The organism is Pseudomonas sp. NFX183, from assembly GCF_047943075.1.
GTDB lineage: Bacteria > Pseudomonadota > Gammaproteobacteria > Pseudomonadales > Pseudomonadaceae > Aquipseudomonas.
The window spans coordinates 100,522-115,439 of the sequence record NZ_CP181333.1 but is presented as its reverse complement, the minus strand read 5'-3'; the positions used below and the strand labels follow the sequence as shown (position 1 = coordinate 115,439).

14 protein-coding genes are annotated in these 14,918 nt (G+C 60.6%); 7 read left to right on the top strand and 7 right to left on the bottom strand.

The annotated features are described in order from the left end of the window. The first annotated feature begins 30 nt into the window (after positions 1–30). Entirely contained in the window at positions 31–243 is a 213-nt protein-coding gene (locus tag ACM530_RS00590; RefSeq protein ID WP_416364055.1) for a hypothetical protein, read from the top strand. Positions 244–308: 65 nt separating this feature from the next. Further along, complete coding sequence (locus ACM530_RS00585; RefSeq protein WP_145166078.1) at positions 309–554, top strand: hypothetical protein; 246 nt, start codon at positions 309–311, stop codon at positions 552–554. Positions 555–577: 23 nt separating this feature from the next. Here ACM530_RS00585 and ACM530_RS00580 read toward each other — a convergent pair whose 3' ends face one another. Then, positions 578–2,059 (bottom strand): PLP-dependent aminotransferase family protein, encoded by a 1,482-nt coding sequence (locus tag ACM530_RS00580; RefSeq protein ID WP_416364054.1) that lies wholly within the window; start codon positions 2,057–2,059, stop codon positions 578–580. A gap of 77 nt (positions 2,060–2,136) precedes the next feature. Between ACM530_RS00580 and ACM530_RS00575 the strand changes: the two genes are divergently transcribed. From ACM530_RS00575 to ACM530_RS00565, 3 genes are all read left to right on the top strand, one after another. Then, entirely contained in the window at positions 2,137–3,798 is a 1,662-nt protein-coding gene (locus tag ACM530_RS00575; RefSeq protein WP_416364053.1) for a M24 family metallopeptidase, read from the top strand. Positions 3,799–4,057: 259 nt separating this feature from the next. Next, positions 4,058–4,312 (top strand): hypothetical protein, encoded by a 255-nt coding sequence (locus tag ACM530_RS00570; protein ID WP_404487462.1) that lies wholly within the window; start codon positions 4,058–4,060, stop codon positions 4,310–4,312. Between the two features lie 20 nt (positions 4,313–4,332). Beyond that, positions 4,333–4,881: a hypothetical protein gene (locus tag ACM530_RS00565; protein ID WP_416364052.1), complete on the top strand. Its 549-nt coding sequence runs from the start codon at positions 4,333–4,335 to the stop codon at positions 4,879–4,881. A 72-nt stretch (positions 4,882–4,953) separates the two neighbouring features. Here the strand turns inward: ACM530_RS00565 and ACM530_RS00560 are convergent, their stop codons facing one another. The 6 genes from ACM530_RS00560 to ACM530_RS00535 form a co-directional block, all read right to left on the bottom strand. Next, the gene (locus ACM530_RS00560; protein WP_416364051.1) at positions 4,954–6,693 is read right to left on the bottom strand and encodes a dipeptidase; all 1,740 of its coding nucleotides are present in this window, start codon (positions 6,691–6,693) and stop codon (positions 4,954–4,956) included. Between the two features lie 518 nt (positions 6,694–7,211). Next, the gene (locus ACM530_RS00555) at positions 7,212–8,429 is read right to left on the bottom strand and encodes a phospholipase D-like domain-containing protein (protein WP_416364050.1); all 1,218 of its coding nucleotides are present in this window, start codon (positions 8,427–8,429) and stop codon (positions 7,212–7,214) included. 54 nt (positions 8,430–8,483) lie between these two features. Beyond that, positions 8,484–9,131: a MotA/TolQ/ExbB proton channel family protein gene (locus tag ACM530_RS00550; protein ID WP_262206872.1), complete on the bottom strand. Its 648-nt coding sequence runs from the start codon at positions 9,129–9,131 to the stop codon at positions 8,484–8,486. Between the two features lie 17 nt (positions 9,132–9,148). After that, complete coding sequence (locus ACM530_RS00545; protein WP_145166070.1) at positions 9,149–11,434, bottom strand: TonB-dependent receptor; 2,286 nt, start codon at positions 11,432–11,434, stop codon at positions 9,149–9,151. Positions 11,435–11,458: 24 nt separating this feature from the next. Beyond that, complete coding sequence (locus ACM530_RS00540) at positions 11,459–12,175, bottom strand: energy transducer TonB family protein (protein ID WP_416364049.1); 717 nt, start codon at positions 12,173–12,175, stop codon at positions 11,459–11,461. A 2-nt stretch (positions 12,176–12,177) separates the two neighbouring features. Continuing rightward, a complete protein-coding gene (locus ACM530_RS00535) occupies positions 12,178–12,585 on the bottom strand; it encodes an ExbD/TolR family protein (RefSeq protein WP_145166068.1) in 408 nt (135 codons plus the stop codon). A gap of 190 nt (positions 12,586–12,775) precedes the next feature. Between ACM530_RS00535 and ACM530_RS00530 the strand changes: the two genes are divergently transcribed. Next, on the top strand, positions 12,776–13,330 hold the full coding sequence (locus ACM530_RS00530) for a GNAT family N-acetyltransferase (protein WP_416364048.1): 555 nt from the start codon (positions 12,776–12,778) through the stop codon (positions 13,328–13,330). Then, a complete protein-coding gene (locus ACM530_RS00525; protein WP_416364047.1) occupies positions 13,327–14,901 on the top strand; it encodes an alkaline phosphatase D family protein in 1,575 nt (524 codons plus the stop codon). The genes ACM530_RS00530 and ACM530_RS00525 overlap by 4 nt, the downstream gene beginning before the upstream one ends. Positions 14,902–14,918 lie beyond the last annotated feature (17 nt).

The window sequence follows — 14,918 nt, the reverse complement described above, 5'->3', positions numbered from 1 at the left end:
GGTATTCATCTTTATCGGCGGAGGGCTTACATGGCTATTTGCAAAAAAAACAAAGCCGACACTTATCAATTAGTGACGCTGATAAAGATGGTTGAGGCCTATGAGGCGCAAAGCACCCACGGCCTTACGTCACTGGGTAATCAAGAACAACTGCTGAACCGCATCGAGGCATTGCTCCATAAACATGATGGGGGAGTCGCTCGACGAAAGTCGATCAGCGCCGGCGTATGCATGGGGCCATAACGTCCCAGCGTTATCCGTCGGCAGACCAAGGGGCTGTCGCAGCGTTTTCAGGGAGGAGAAAAATCATGCGCCAAGCGGCTGACCCATACGTTTTGAAGCCGGACGAATACCAGGCCTACAAGGACATCGAAGAACAGATCGGCCATTGCACGCCCGAGCAAGCCTGGGCGATGTATTACGTCTCGAGCGGGATGGTGCGCGAGTTCATCACGCTGGCGGTGATGGAGCATATCGGTCGCGGCAATCGGGCGCTGTTGCTCGAGTTTCCCGACCTTGCGCGGCTTCAAAACAGCGGCCATGGCGCGCTCTAGCGGGTGTCGATGCGTGCGTGTGATCAGCGCCTGCTCATCACCTTTGCCAACCGCAGTGTGGCTTCCCGGATCTCATCCCGATCAAGCGAGGCGAACCCCAGGCGCAGGGCATTTTCCGGCACATTCAGCGGTGAAAACTGACGCGCACTGCGCACCACCACGCCCTGGCCCCGGGCCGCGGCGAGCAACTGATCGACGTCGGTTTCATCCTGGAAGCGAACCCAGAGGGCCAGGCCGCCTTCTGGCTCTCGCACTTGGATTCGATCGCCGAATGCGCTGTGCAAACAGCTGTGCAGCACCTCTCGACGCGCCATGTACTCTTTCGAAACACGGCGCAGGTGCTTCTTCAATTCCCCCTGATTGATCAGGTCCGCGAGCATTTTTTGTGCAACCGCGTCGGTGTCGCCTACCACCAATGCCGCGCTGTTCTGCAGCACCTCAATCACGCTGGCCGGAGCCACCACATAACTGCAACGAAACGTCGACCCCAACGCCTTGGATAACGAGCCGATGTAGATCACATGGCGTTGCGCGCCATCACTGGCCAGCGGCAAATAGGGCCGCCCGTTGAAGTGATATTCGTGGTCGTAGTCTTCTTCGATCACGCAGAAATTGTGCTGCGCCGCCAACGCCAGCAGGTGTTGCCGACGGGCCGCATGCAGGCTCACCGTGGTGGGAAACTGGTGGTGCGGCGTGAGGTAAATCATCCTTACATCATGTGCGTGACATAACTGCTCGATGTGGTCCGTGCGACAGCCTTCATCGTCCATATCGACGGTGATCAAATGCGCGCCGAGCTTGCGGAAAATTTCCCACGCCGGCGGGTAACTCAGGCGTTCCACCAACACCACATCACCGGGTTTGATCAGCAGGCTGGCCGTCAGGTACAGCGACACCTGAGTGCCGGGCGTGAGGCAGATATTCTCGGCGCTGACTGTTAGCCCGCGATTGTTGCGCAGCATCTCTGCCAGCGCGCAACGCAATTCATAGCCGGTGCCTTCGCTGCCGTAGCGCACCGAGTTGGACGCAAAACTGCTGCGCAGGGCACTGCGGTAATAGCGGTGTAAAACGGCCTGGGGCAGCAAGCGGTGGTCGCAGGCACCGTTATCGAAAAACAGCGCGTCATGCCGATGCTGCAGCGCGATGACTTGGGCATTCTGCTCGAAATACGGCACCACTGGCTGCGCCAGCAGTGGTGGCGCAAAGGAGTGCTGCGCGCGGCTGGACGCGGGCGTTGGCGCCAATTGCGCATTGACGAACGTGCCCCGGCGCGGCTCGCTGATCAGCCAGCCTTTGGTTGACGCTTCCTCGTAAGCCAGGATCACCGTCTTGCGGTTGACGTCGAGTATCTGCGCCATTTCCCGTGTGCCCGGCAGCAGCGTGCCGGGCGGCAGCCGTCCTTCGAGGATGGCCTGCACCAGGCCTTCGGCAATCTTGCGATAGGACGCCTGGGGCGTGCGCTCGTCGAGCTTGAGCAGCGGGCGCCATTTACGCATCTGGACCATGTAAAGTATCCAAAACTGGAGGTTTTAATGGGCCTAGTCTAGCGCAACAATCAAGCCTCACTGACCCCGAGGTGCTTATGAACACACGCCATGTCATCGAACTTTCCCCCTCAGGGAAAACTTTTGAAGCCGGCGATGAGCTGTTGCTGGACGCGATGCTCGCCAGCGGCCTGTCTGTGCCGTTCTCGTGCCGGCGCGGCGCCTGTGGTTCGTGCAAGGTGGTGGTCACGCAAGGCCATTACCGCGCCAAGCAGCTGGCGCCGGGCGCGCCCGCGCCGTGCTACCCGCTGGCAGCGAATGAAATGCTCTTGTGCCAAAGCCACGCCTGCGCCGACATGCGCCTGGAGATTCCCGGTTGGTCGCTGGACACACCTGCGCTGGTGGTCGAGGCGACGGTGCTGAGCAAGCGTGCCCTGAGCCCCGACATCATTGAGTTGGTGGTGATGCCGGACAGGCCGTTGGCCGTGCGGCCGGGCCAGTACCTCAAGTTCCGCCTGGTCGATGGCGACTCGCGCTGTTTCTCGATCGCCAACCTGCCGGCCGACGGCGATGGGCGCCTGGTGTTTCAGATTCGCCGGGTGCGCGGCGGGCTTTTTTCCGAGACCCTCCTGGACAGCCTTGAGGCTGGCGATCTGTTGACGCTGGAGGGGCCTTTTGGTGCCTGCACCTGGCAGGACGATGACGATGCGCCTGTGGTGCTGTTCGCCACAGGCACCGGCTACGCGGGTATCAAACCGATCCTGCTGAGCGCGTTGAAGCAGGATGTGGAGGTGACGTTTTACTGGGGCGGCGCGCACGCGGCAGACTTTTACGACCGCGTATTTCTGGATCAGGCGGTCATCGACCACCCGCGTTTTCACTGGCACCCGGTATTGGCGGCGCAGGGCAGGGTGCAGGAAGTGGCGCTCAGCCATGGGCACCGTTGGGAGGCGGTTCAGGTGTATGCCTGCGGTAACGGCGGCATGATCAGCCAGGCGCGTGCCGATTGCCTGGAAGCGGGTTTGCCGAGCCATCGTTTTGTCGCCGAAGCGTTTGTGCCCAGTGGCCAGTCGAGCGCCGACACGTTGCTCAATGGACTGGATGAAACCTGGGAAAAAGTCGGCCCTCGGTACTCGCTGGACGGCATGCTCGCCGCCCGTGAAAAAACCATCCGCGCCCTGGCAGCGATTGCCAGCCAGCTCAAAGTCGGCATGACCACCGGGGAGGCCCTCGACATGGCTGCCGCGCAATTGCAGGCCATGGGTGCCTCGCACACCTGGCATCCGACTTACATTCGTTTTGGCGACGACACGGTTCGCCCGCCCAGGGAAGGCATTGACCCACTGCGCACGCTGCGTGCCACCGATATCGTGGTGGTCGACCTCGGCCCGGTGTGGGACGGCTATGAGGGCGACTATGGCGACACCTTCGTCTTCGGCGAGTCAGCGCTGCACCGCGATTGCTTCAAGGTCTTGCATGAAGTGTTCGATGAAACCCGCGAGGCCTGGATGCGTGGCCTGACCGGCTGTGAACTCTATGACTTTGCCGAGGAACGGGCCGTTTCCAAGGGCTGGCGGTTGTCGCGCAACCTGGCCGGCCACCGTATTGCGGATTTCCCCCACGCCTTGTTCGGCAACCAGGAGTTGGCCGCGCTTGAGATCACGCCGAGTGAAATGGTGTGGGTGCTGGAGATCCAGCTCTGCCACCCCACCGAGCCGGTCGGCGGGTTCTTTGAAGATATCCTGATGCTTGAGGCTTGAAGGGCTACAGCGCAGCCCGCCATGGCCGCGGGTTGCGAAGCCTGGTAGGCCATTTCCCTGTTTTGCATGAACTTTGTGAGCGTTGTCCGCTCATACAGCCATTGGCCATCAAGGCGATTCTTGCTGCTCAAGTGCCGTTCTGGTGCTTGATGCGCGGCAGGAAAATTTCACAAAGACGCGAAATGGAAGTGTTTTTCCGGCCAAGGGAGTCTCTGGCTCGTTTTGGCACGTTGTACTCAATACGATAGGGACATCACCTGTGAAAAATGCCATCTGCGCCACCTTGGCGCTGTTACTAAGCGGCTGTCTGACCATGTCGGGTGAATACACCGTGACGGCTCAGGACGCCTCCGGCGCCCCGTTAACCAAGCTCGGCACGTTCACCGCCGAGGGCCATAACATTTACCCCATACGTAATGCGTTCTGCCTCAATGCGCCGGGGGCGACGGTGATCATTCGCGATGCCCGGACCGGCGAAGAACTGCGCAGCGAAAGCCCTTATCACTGCCGTTAGGCCTCAAAAAAAGGATTTCCATGAGAGCGTTTCTGATAGCCGGCCTGGCCGTGGCCGTGAGTGGCTGCGGCAATATTTCCAATATCCGTGCTTACAACACGCCCTATGTTGAACCCACAGCAGGGGATACCGCACGCTTGCGCGTGATCACCAATGGCATGGCGCGTGGTGTGCCGGGCCGTGATTGCATCGACTGGCGTGTGCCTGGCGCCGGGGTGATGGCCGTGTCCGAATCCGGCTTTGCGGGTCAGAATAATGGCCACAGCCTGGGCATGCCCGAGAGCAACCGCCGGGTGGAGGCGCAAGGCTCGGCACGTAGCGAACTGAAGGTGCCGGCAAACAAGCCTTTTGCCATGAACTTCCAGAGTGAAGGCTATGTGTCTGGCGGCAATGCCTATAACTGCAGGCAAAGCTTTCACTTCACCCCCAAGGGCGGGGAGGATTACGAGCTGATCCTGCTGGACGGTGGCCAGTGCCTGATTGCGTTGCAGCGCCTGAACCCGACGGGCAAATCAGAGAACGTGCCAGTGGAGAAGGCCAAGCTGTGCAATGCGATGGATATGTTTTAGGCCGCAAGCCCGACCTGTTTAACCACAACGCCGATCAATCTTGATCGGCGTTGTGGTGTTTACCTTCGCGTATCAGAGCTTCGGCAGTTGCCCCACACGGCCCATCATTTCCGTGACGATCTGCAGGTCCAGCAAGAACTGCTCGACGGTCTTGAACTCACCGTCGGTGTGCCCGGTGTACTTCACGTCCGGCTTCGCCAGGCCGAATTGCACGCCATTGGGCAGTTCGTGTACAGAGGTAGCGCCGGCCGACGTGCCGAACGTGTGCTCCATACCGAGGTTTTCGCTGGCCACCGCCAACAGGGCTTTCACCCACTCACCTTCAGGGTTGCGGTACATCGGCTCGGCCACCGAGTAGGTGACGTTCATCGCCACGTTGGTGTGCTTGTCCCAGGCGCTGATTTTCTCTTCGATTTCAGTTTTGAGCACCTCCGGCAATTTGCCTTTGGGGATGCGCAGGTTCACCGCCAGCTTGAAGGCTTTGTCATCCTGGCCGACAAACGTCAGCGAGGTGGTCAGCGGCCCCATGAACGCATCGGAGAAGCCCACACCCAACTTGCCGCCCAGGTAATCCAGGCCCCAGTTGTCAGCCGCATAGTGTGCAGCGTCGGTGATGTGGTTGTGCTTCAGCGCGATCTTGCCGTCAATGCTGTGGATCAACTCCAGCATGCGTGCGACCGGGTTGACGCCCGCTTCCGGCTCGGAGGAGTGCGCCGACACACCGGTGAGCGTCAACTTGACCTCTTTGCCGACCACCTTGGCCGTTACGTCGAAATTGCCGCCATTTTGCTTGACGTAGTCAGCACCGGCTTTCTGCAGGCTGGCGGCCAGTTCAGCAGGCTTGTCGCTGAGCAGGGTGGCGACCGAGGCCGACGGAATCTGGTTGGTGGCCATGCCGCCGGTCATCGAGATAATTTCCGCGCCTTTGCCAGTGCCTTTGCGCACCGGGAAGCTCGCCATGACGGTGCCGTAGCCTTTCTCGGCAATCACGACCGGGTAGCCGCCATCCAGCGCCAGGTTGTATTGCGGCACCGGGTTGTGTTCGAAGTAATAGGGGATCGCGTCGCCCATGGTTTCTTCAGTGGTGTCCACCAACAGCTTGAAGTTGCGCGCCAGCGGCAGCTTCTCTTCCTTGATCACCTTCATGGCGTACAGGGCGACCACTATGCCGTTTTTGTCATCCTCGGTGCCGCGGCCATACATGCGATCGCCAATCAGCGTGACCTTGAACGGGTCGAGCTTGGTACCGTCCTTGAGCACCCAGTTTTCCGGGGTTACTGGCACCACGTCGGCGTGGGCGTGAATGCCGACGACTTCATCGCCGCTGCCTTCCAGCGAAATTTCGTACACGCGGTTGTCGATGTTGCGGAAGTTCAGGTTGAAGGCTTTGGCCAGGCTCTGGATCTTGTCGGCGATCTTGAGGAATTCCGGGTTTTTGTACTGCGGCAGGCCGTCGACGTTGAAGGTTGGAATTTCGACCAGCTCGCGCAGGGTTTCGAGCGCGGCTTTGCCGTATTTAACGCGGGTGTAAATACCCAGCAGGCGGTTGATTTCGTTCTGCTGGTCGGCGGTCAGGGTTTTGTTGGCCAGGAAGGCGTCGATGGCCGGGCCGACATCATCGGTTTTCGCCAGGTCGCTCTTGGCCAGGGTGCCGAGGAAACCACGGAAATCGGTGGCTGGGGTTTCGCTGAAATGTTTGATAATGGTCGCGCTTTGTTCAGCGCTGATGTTGGCGAATGCGGGTGTGGCAATGGCCGAGAAGCTGGCCGCGAACAGGGTGGCAGCCACCAGTTTTTTCAGTGGGAAGTGCATGACTAGAGGCATTCCTTTGCAAAAGAGGAGTGGGAAAATTTCTGATCGAAATGTCAGAAACAATTTCACACACTACCATCACCAAGGAGTGGTAGGGGAGACCCGGATGAGGGAAATGTCCTACCTCGGTAGTTGAGCCATCAAGCATCAAATGTGGGAGCGGGCTTGCCCGCGAAGGCGGAGTGTCAGCCAGCGTCTATGTTGACTGACACGCCGCTATCGCGGGCAAGCCCGCTCCCACATTGTTTTTTTGCGTAGGAAGAACCGAGTTCAGCTCAAGGCTTGCCAGGATGCGGGTCCGGATACTGCTCCGCTACAGCCAGTGCCTTGGCATACGGCCCATCCCACAATTGCGCATGCATCACCACTTCCAATTTGAGCCACCAAAATTCAAATGTGGGAGCGGGCTTGCCCGCGAAGGCGGTGTGTCTGCCAGCGCCTGCGTTAACTGACACTCCGCTATCGCGGGCAAGCCCGCTCCCACATTGTTTTTTTGCGCAGGAAGAACCGAGTTCAGCTCAAGGCTTGCCAGGATGCGGATCCGGGTACTGCGCCACGACATCCAGTGCCTTGGCATACGGCCCATCCCACAATTGCGCATGCAGCTCGCCCACCCGCTTGGCCATCGACGCGTCATGCATCACCACTTCCAGGTTGCGCGAGTTATCCAGGTACCCGCCCAGCCAGTTGCTGGTGCCGATCCATGCTACTTGCCCGTCAACTTCCATGGTCTTGCTGTGGATCACTCGCGCGTAAGGGATAAACCCTTGCTTGGCCTGCGGCAGGGTGACGATTTTGACCTCAACGTTGGGCAGCACGGCCAGGCTTTTGAGGTAGGGCAGTTCCAGCGAGTCGGTGTTCCAGTTGGACACCATCAGCTTGATTGACACCCCACGCGCGGCGGCGGCGCGCACGGCGTTGTCGATCACCGCGTAGTAGGGGCGGGTTCGGTCCGGCCCGTAGGACAGCGGCGCGTAGTCGAGCAGTTGCACGCGCACTTCTTTCTTGGCCTCGCTCAACAGGCGCGGCAGTTCCAGCTGTGAATCGCCTACGCCGGGCGGGTTGTAGCGTTGCGGGCTGGCCACCAGATAGTTGCCGGTGCGTGCCGGCTCCTGGCCCGCAGCCGGCAGCGGCACGGCTTGCTTATCTGCAAGCGCGGCCTGGGCCTGCCAGTCCTGATTGAAGATCGCCTGCACCTGGTTGACCACGGTGGCATCACTGATGCGCAAACCGGTCTCGTGGATATGTTCCAGCGAGCGCCAATCGAAATTCTGGCTGCCGATAAACGCCTGCCTGCCGTCCACCACCATGTACTTGGCGTGGATAATCCCGCCGCTCAGTTGCCCGTACGAGAGCACGCGAAAGGTCAGGTTGGGAATTGCGCGCAAGCGCTCCAGGGTAGAAACCTCCGACAGCCGAAGGCCTTTTTCCTCAAGCAAAAAGCGAATCTTCACACCACGTTTGCCGGCGGCTTCCAGGTGTTCAATGACCTTGTCCATCACCGAACCGGGATGGTCGGCGGCGTAGAACTGGCCGATATCAATGCTGTTTTTTGCGCCATCAAACAACGCGATCCACACCGGCCCCGGCTGGCGCAAATCGGCCGTGCCCAGCGTGGTATCCACCGGCACGGTGTGCACCAGTTCAAAGCCTGGAATTGAAAAGTCCGCCTGGGCCAGCGGACTGAGGAGCAAGCCAGCGAGGCCTGCGATACGCAACTTTATCGATAGGGACATACACGTCTCACCGGACAAAAAGAATGGCGGGCGCATTGCGCGCCCGCCCAATGGTCACGCCGTGCGGCTGTGCAGTGGCGTGGGCACCAGGTGCGGCACTTCATTGTGTACGCGGGCACCGGTGGCGGCGCGGATCAGCAGGATTTTCAGCTGGTCGTTGATGCGCTCCAGGCTGTCCTGGAAGAAGTTGTGGAACACCACGCAGAACAGCGCGATGGCGATGCCCAAGCCGGTGGCGAACAACGCCGTCCCGATGCCACCGGAGATCTGGCCTGGGTCGGACACGCCGGCACTGGCCAGCGCCTTGAAGGTGTCGATGATGCCCAGGATGGTGCCCAACAGGCCGAGCAGCGGCGCGGCGGTGGTGATGGTCTCGATGATCCACAGGCTGCGCGACAGCGGCGCGCGGGTCTTCAGGTACTGGGTTTCGATTTCGTCGTCCAGGTCCTTGCGCGAACCCTGAGAAGCCTTTTGCGCCAGCACCGGCAGCACCATGTTCAGTGGCAGGCTGTCGCGACGGGGCAGGCTTTGCGGCAAGTCGCGCTCGCTGTGCACATTGGCGCCCAGCACCTCAGTCAAGGCCCGCGCCTGGCGGCGCACGTAGGCGAAGTAAATACCGCGTTCGATGGTGATGAAAATCGCAATCGCCATGGCGGCGTACATCACATAAAAGGTGATGTCGTGAAGCAGGTTCATGTCCATGATCTATAGCCTCGCAGTTAGAAATTCGCTTCCAGGGAAACAGTGACGGTACGGTCCAGGCCAACGATGTAGGCCGGGTCGCCATCGCGGAAACCGCTGTAGCTCGCCGCGTTGGTTTTGGTGGTGTACACGCCGTCCAGGTACTTCTTGTCGAACAGGTTGTCGACGTTCAGGCGCAGGGTCGCGTCCTTGACGACTTTCTTGTCCACGGGCAGGTAGATACCTGCGCCGAGGTTGAAAATGGTGCGCGCAGAGATGGCTTCGTCGTTGGTCAGGTCGCCATAAAGTTTGCTGGTGAACTTGCCGCCGAAGGTGCCGTAGAAGCGCCCGTCGTCATAGCCGACGTTGGCCGCCAGCATATTGGTCGGCACGTTGGCGAACTGCTTGCCGCTGGTGGGCAATACGATCGGTCTGCCGGCGCTGAAGACGGTCAGGTCGTCCTGCTGCTTGGAGCTGGTGTAGGTGTAGGAGGTGTAGTAATTGAAGTTGTGCGCCAGCTTGCCGCTCCACTCCAATTCCAGGCCTTTGTTGATCACGGTGCCGGCGTTGATGTCGGCCGAGTCCCCGTTGCTGTCCAGGGACGTGAGCTGGCGGTTCTTGAACTGCATGTAGAACAAGGTGGCGGCGAGGGTCATGTCTTCGCCGGTGTAGCGCCAGCCCAGTTCCTGGTTCCAGCTCAGTTCCGGCTTGGAGTCCAGCGAGCCGACGCCTTTGTCGTACAGCACGTAGTTCTGCGGAATGCGCATGTTGCGCGACAGGCTGTAGAACAGCTGATCACGCTCGTCGAGCTGGTATTTCAGGCCGGCATTGGGCAGCAACTTGTTGTAGGTCTGGTCAGCTTTGCCCGGTTGCTCGGTGAGGCTGCCGTGGTTGGTGCCTTCGCGCTCGACGTTCATGTAGGCAAGGCCGGCGATCAGGGTCCAGTCCGAATTGATGTACCAGGTGTCCTGGGCCCAGACTTTTTGCGCCGGCGTCACGGTGTAGCGATCGCGGCCCTGTACGGTATTGCCGTTGGCATCGACCACCGAGTCGCCATCCGGCCAGGTGTCGCTGGGCTTGCCGCTGTTTTTGAGGGCAATGAACGGCTGGGTCTGGCTTTGGCGCGCGCGTTCGTACCAGTAGCCGAATTGCAGGCTGTGATCACCCAGGTCCCAGTTGAGTTTGGTGGTGATGCCAGGGCGCCAGGTCTGTGTGCGCGAAGGGCGGTAGTAGACGCCCGTGGTGGACGAACCGTCGGCGTTGTACTGGGCCTGCGTTGGCAGGTTGCCGAGGTCGAAAACGCCGCCCTTGTTCGAGCCGCTGTTGAGCGCATAAGCGGAGGAGCCCACGCCACTGCCGTTGCCGTAGTAGTAATACGGGATCACCGACAGCGCCAGGTTGTCGCTCAGCTTGTACTGGGTGTTGAGCACGGCGGTAAAGGTCTGGAACGGGTTCTGCGCCAAGTCGTAGTAGCTGCTGATCTTGCCATTGGCGCCCAGCGCCGGCTTGGCCGGGTACGGGTCATATTTGCGGCCGAACTGCTGGAACTGCGCCTTGGTCAGCTGGCTGTAACTGTTGTTGTCCTGCTCGTGGTACTTGAGGATCAGGTTGGCGGTGTTGCCGTTGCCGGCGTCGAAAAAGCTGTTCCACTCCACCTTGTCCGCACGCACCGCGCCCGAGCCACGCCACATCTGGCCTTCGGTGTGCGAGGCCGACAGCCAGTTGCTCAGGCCGTTGACTTCGCCGGTATTGAGCCGCGCAAAGGTCTTGCGCGTGGCATTGCTGCCCACCACTTGTTTAACGAAGGCACCGGTTTCCTTGGTCGGGCGGATGGTCACAATGCCGATGTTGCCGCCGCTGGAACCGATATGCGGGCCGTCGGCTTCCGACGAGCCCTGGGTGACGAAGATCTGATCGATGTTTTCCGGATCGCCCAGCAGGTTGGAATACAGCGCGTAGTTGCCGGAGTCGTTGATCGGCATGCCGTCGACCGACATGCCGACCTGGTCGGAGTTCATGCCGCGCATGGTGAAGCGAAAGCCCGACAGACCGGTGTTGTCCTCACTGGAAATGTTCAGGCCCGGCGTGTACTTGAGCTTGTCGATGGCGTTGCCGGTGGCGGTTTGCTTGTCCAGCGCTTCCTTGGTGATGGTCGAGCGGCCCTTGGCGCTCTCTTCCTGGACCATGTAACCGCCCCCCGCGGTTGCCTTGCCCCCCTGTATTCCAATCGTGCCGACGTCACTGTCATTGGTATCGGCCATGACCACTGCGTGGCTCATGCTAGTCGCGGCAACGAGTGCCAGATGAATACGGGTGAACCTCATCACTGTCGTCCTGGTGTCGGGTGCTTATTGCACGCTGTAGTTGAAGGTGGCGGTGAAGCGTTGCTCGTTACGTCCACCGAAGGCTTGTTCGGGGAACGGCTTGACCTGCTTGATGCGACGCAGGCTATTGGTAGCGGCTCGGTTGAGCAGCATGCTCGGCGCCGGGGTCTGGATTCCGGCATCGAGCACGCGGCCTTGTCGGTCCACCATCAACCAGACCACCACCTCGCCACTTGGGCGTTCGAGAGACGCCTGGCGCCCGGTGGGGTATTGCTTGTACGTGTCCAACTCGTTGCGCAGGCCTTTGAGGTAGCCGCCTTCCAGTGCCTGGCCATCTACTTTGGGTGGCGCCGGCGGGGCAGGTGGCGCAGGTGTCGGCGCAACGGCGGCCTGTACCGGTTTGGCGGCGACCGGCGCCACTGGCGCTGGCGTTGGCGTCGGTTTGGCGGCGACCACCGGCTTGGGTTTGGGTTCAGGTTTTGGCAAGGGTTTGGGCGGTGGTGGCGGCGGGGCCGGTTCGGCCTCTTCATCCTCGATTATCGGCGGCGGTGGCTCCTGCTCCACCACGGGCTCGGGGACCACTTCGGGCTCGGGCTCGACCAGGGCAAGTTCAACCGCCGACTCGTCATACTGCGGCTGGATTTTCAGGGGTTGGGACTGGATACCCAGTGCAATCAGCACCAGGGCGATCAGGGCCGGGACACTGCCCAGCAGCCGACGCGCACGAAACAGGGCATACATGATCAGGACTTACGCGTGGCGATGGACACGGAGGTAAAGCCACCCAGGCGCAGGGTGTCCATGACTTCCACCAGGCGCGCAACTTCCACGCCTTTGTCGCTGTTGACGATGATGGTCGACTTGGTATCGGGCTTTTCAGCGGCTTTCAGCGCAGGGACCAGGGCGTCGACCGTGAGGTCCTTGCCATCGAGTTGCAGCTGGCCTTGCAGGCCCAGGGTGAGGATGAATTTGTTCTGCGGCTTGAGTTGCTGCGAGCTGCTGGCGCTGGGCAGTTGAGTCTTCATGCCGAGTGCCGGAATCACGTTCAAACTCACCAGTACGAAAAACACCAGGAGGAACATCATCACGTCGATCATCGGGATCAGCTCGATGTGCGCCTTGCGTTTCTTGGGTTCATCCCAGGTTCTCATTCTGTTGCCCCGTCATTGAATTAGGGGCGACACGCTAACAACCAAAAATGACCGAATGGTTAACTTTAATTGACGTTTTGAAGGCTCTAGGACGAGTCTTTCAGGCGTTTTGCCTTGCGGTTTCATGACGTAATGAAACTGACACGAAGGGCGTACATTCTGAAAGAATTTACCTCGAGGGCTGCCCCGTATGCCGACTGCACTGCCTCAAATATCCACACCACGACTTCTATTGCAGGCGCTGGAAATGAGCCAGGCCGAGATACTTTTCAGCCTCGTCAACGAGCCCACCATTGCCGACAACACCGCGAACATTCCGTCGCCGTACACCTTGGAAGTCGCGCAGACGTTTATCGCGCAGATGCAGGAAAAATACCGTGCGGGCGGACTGCTGGGCCTGGGCATGCACCTGCGCGAAACCGGTGAATTGATCGGCATGGTCAGCCTGCGGATCAACGCCCGTCATCACTATGGTCACCTTGGTTACTGGGTGGCGGCCCATCGTCGCAACGCGGGCTACGCCGCAGAAGCGGCGCGTGCAGTGATAGACTTCGGCTTCACCGAACTGGGGTTGCAGCGGGTGGGCAGCCAGTGTTTTGGTCGCAACCAGGAATCGGCGCGGGTCATGCAGAAAATCGGCTTGCGCTATGAGGGCTGCATGCGCGAAGCGTTTCTCAAGAATGGCGTGTATGAGGACTTGCTGGGATTCGCCAGCGTGCGTGACGACTGGGAGCGTGCGTTGTGAAGGGCGGCGTGGACGCTGATCGGCGCCGCGTACTGAGCGGTCTGGCGGTTGCCACCGCGTTTTCGATCTTAAGCCCGTTTGCGCGCAGCGCCGGTGTGGATTACCCGTTCACCCTCGGCGTGGCCTCCGGCGACCCGTTGCCGGATGGCTTTGTGATCTGGACGCGCCTGGCGCCGCTGTTCAATGCTGCGGACGGGCGCGGCGGGTTGAGCCGCGCCGTGCCGGTGCGTTGGCGCGTGGCCAGTGACGCGGCGATGACGCGTATCGTCAAGCAAGGCGATGTCATGGCGACTGAGCGGTTTGCCCATTCGGTGCATGTCGAGGTTGCCGGGTTGGAAGCGGGCAGGCCGTATTGGTATCAGTTCGACGGCCTCGGCGCACAGAGCCCGGTGGGCCAGGCACGTACCGCGCCGCCGCTGCACGCCATGGCGGCGGCCACCGTGGGGTTTGTCTCCTGCTCGCACTGGGAGCGCGGCTACTTCAGCGCCTACCGTCACCTGGCGGCGGAGCAACCCGATCTGGTGTTTTTTCTCGGCGATTACATCTACGACAGCTCGTATGCAGCGGACTCAGGCAAGATCATCCGCCCGCACGGCAGCGGCAATGCCGTGAGCCTGAGTGACTACCGCAACCGCTACGCGCTGTATAAAACCGACCCGGACCTGCAGGCTTTGCACGCGGCAGCACCCAGCGTGGCCACGTGGGACGACCATGAGGTGCAGAATGACTACGCCAACCGCTGGTCCCAGGACCCGAAGATTCCGGTTGAGCAGTTTTTAAGGCAACGAGCGGTGGCGTACCAGGCGTTTTACGAACATATGCCACTGCGTGTCAGCAGTGTGCCGAAAGGGCCGGACATGCGCATTTACCGGCGCCTCGATTATGGTCGGCTGGCGCGTTTTCATGTGCTTGATGGCCGCCAATACCGCTCCGAGCAGCCGTGTATTCAGGCTAACGGCAGTCACCAGGGGCATATCGCCGCCAACACCTGCAAGGGCCTGCGCGACCCCGGCCGCACGATGCTTGGCTGGCAACAGGAAGCCTGGCTCGACCAGGGTTTTGCCCAGTCGAAAGCGCAGTGGAATGTCATCGCCCAGGACTTGCTGGTGGCGCCGCTGATCCAGCGCGATCTGACCAGCCATCAGGTCGGGCATTGGACCGATGGCTGGGACGGCTACATGGCCAACCGCTCACGCATGCTGGCGTCCATCACGCGCAATCAGGTCAAGAACCCGGTGTTCTGGGGCGGTGATATCCATTCGTTCTGGACCACCGACCTGCATGCCGACGGCAACAATCCGGACTCGCCCATCGTTGCCACCGAGTTCGTTGGCAGCTCGGTCACCTCCGATGGCCCGCCCTTTGAAGCCTTCAGCCAGATCTTGCCGCTCAATCCGCACGTGAAGTTCTTCGACAGTCGCCAGCGTGGGTACGTGTCGGTGAAGCTTGAGGCGTCGAAGATGCTGACGAACTTCCGGGTGATCACTGACCCACGTGACCCGGCGGCGACGGTGTCGACGCTCAAATCGTTTGTGGTGGAGCCGGGGAGGGCGGGGGCGATTGCGGTTTGATGCAGTGGGGTGTGTGC

Bases quoted from the DNA above. Each gene is read 5' to 3' on its own strand.
- ACM530_RS00540 (WP_416364049.1), bottom strand. From the start codon at position 12,175: ATGTATGCCCTGTTTCGTGCGCGTCGGCTGCTGGGCAGTGTCCCGGCC.
- ACM530_RS00575 (WP_416364053.1), top strand. From the start codon at position 2,137: ATGAACACACGCCATGTCATCGAACTTTCCCCCTCAGGGAAAACTTTT.
- ACM530_RS00560 (WP_416364051.1), bottom strand. From the start codon at position 6,693: ATGCACTTCCCACTGAAAAAACTGGTGGCTGCCACCCTGTTCGCGGCC.
- ACM530_RS00550 (WP_262206872.1), bottom strand. From the start codon at position 9,131: ATGGACATGAACCTGCTTCACGACATCACCTTTTATGTGATGTACGCC.
- ACM530_RS00590 (WP_416364055.1), top strand. From the start codon at position 31: ATGGCTATTTGCAAAAAAAACAAAGCCGACACTTATCAATTAGTGACG.
- ACM530_RS00535 (WP_145166068.1), bottom strand. From the start codon at position 12,585: ATGAGAACCTGGGATGAACCCAAGAAACGCAAGGCGCACATCGAGCTG.
- ACM530_RS00565 (WP_416364052.1), top strand. From the start codon at position 4,333: ATGAGAGCGTTTCTGATAGCCGGCCTGGCCGTGGCCGTGAGTGGCTGC.
- ACM530_RS00545 (WP_145166070.1), bottom strand. From the start codon at position 11,434: ATGAGGTTCACCCGTATTCATCTGGCACTCGTTGCCGCGACTAGCATG.
- ACM530_RS00580 (WP_416364054.1), bottom strand. From the start codon at position 2,059: ATGGTCCAGATGCGTAAATGGCGCCCGCTGCTCAAGCTCGACGAGCGC.
- ACM530_RS00555 (WP_416364050.1), bottom strand. From the start codon at position 8,429: ATGTCCCTATCGATAAAGTTGCGTATCGCAGGCCTCGCTGGCTTGCTC.
- ACM530_RS00585 (WP_145166078.1), top strand. From the start codon at position 309: ATGCGCCAAGCGGCTGACCCATACGTTTTGAAGCCGGACGAATACCAG.
- ACM530_RS00530 (WP_416364048.1), top strand. From the start codon at position 12,776: ATGCCGACTGCACTGCCTCAAATATCCACACCACGACTTCTATTGCAG.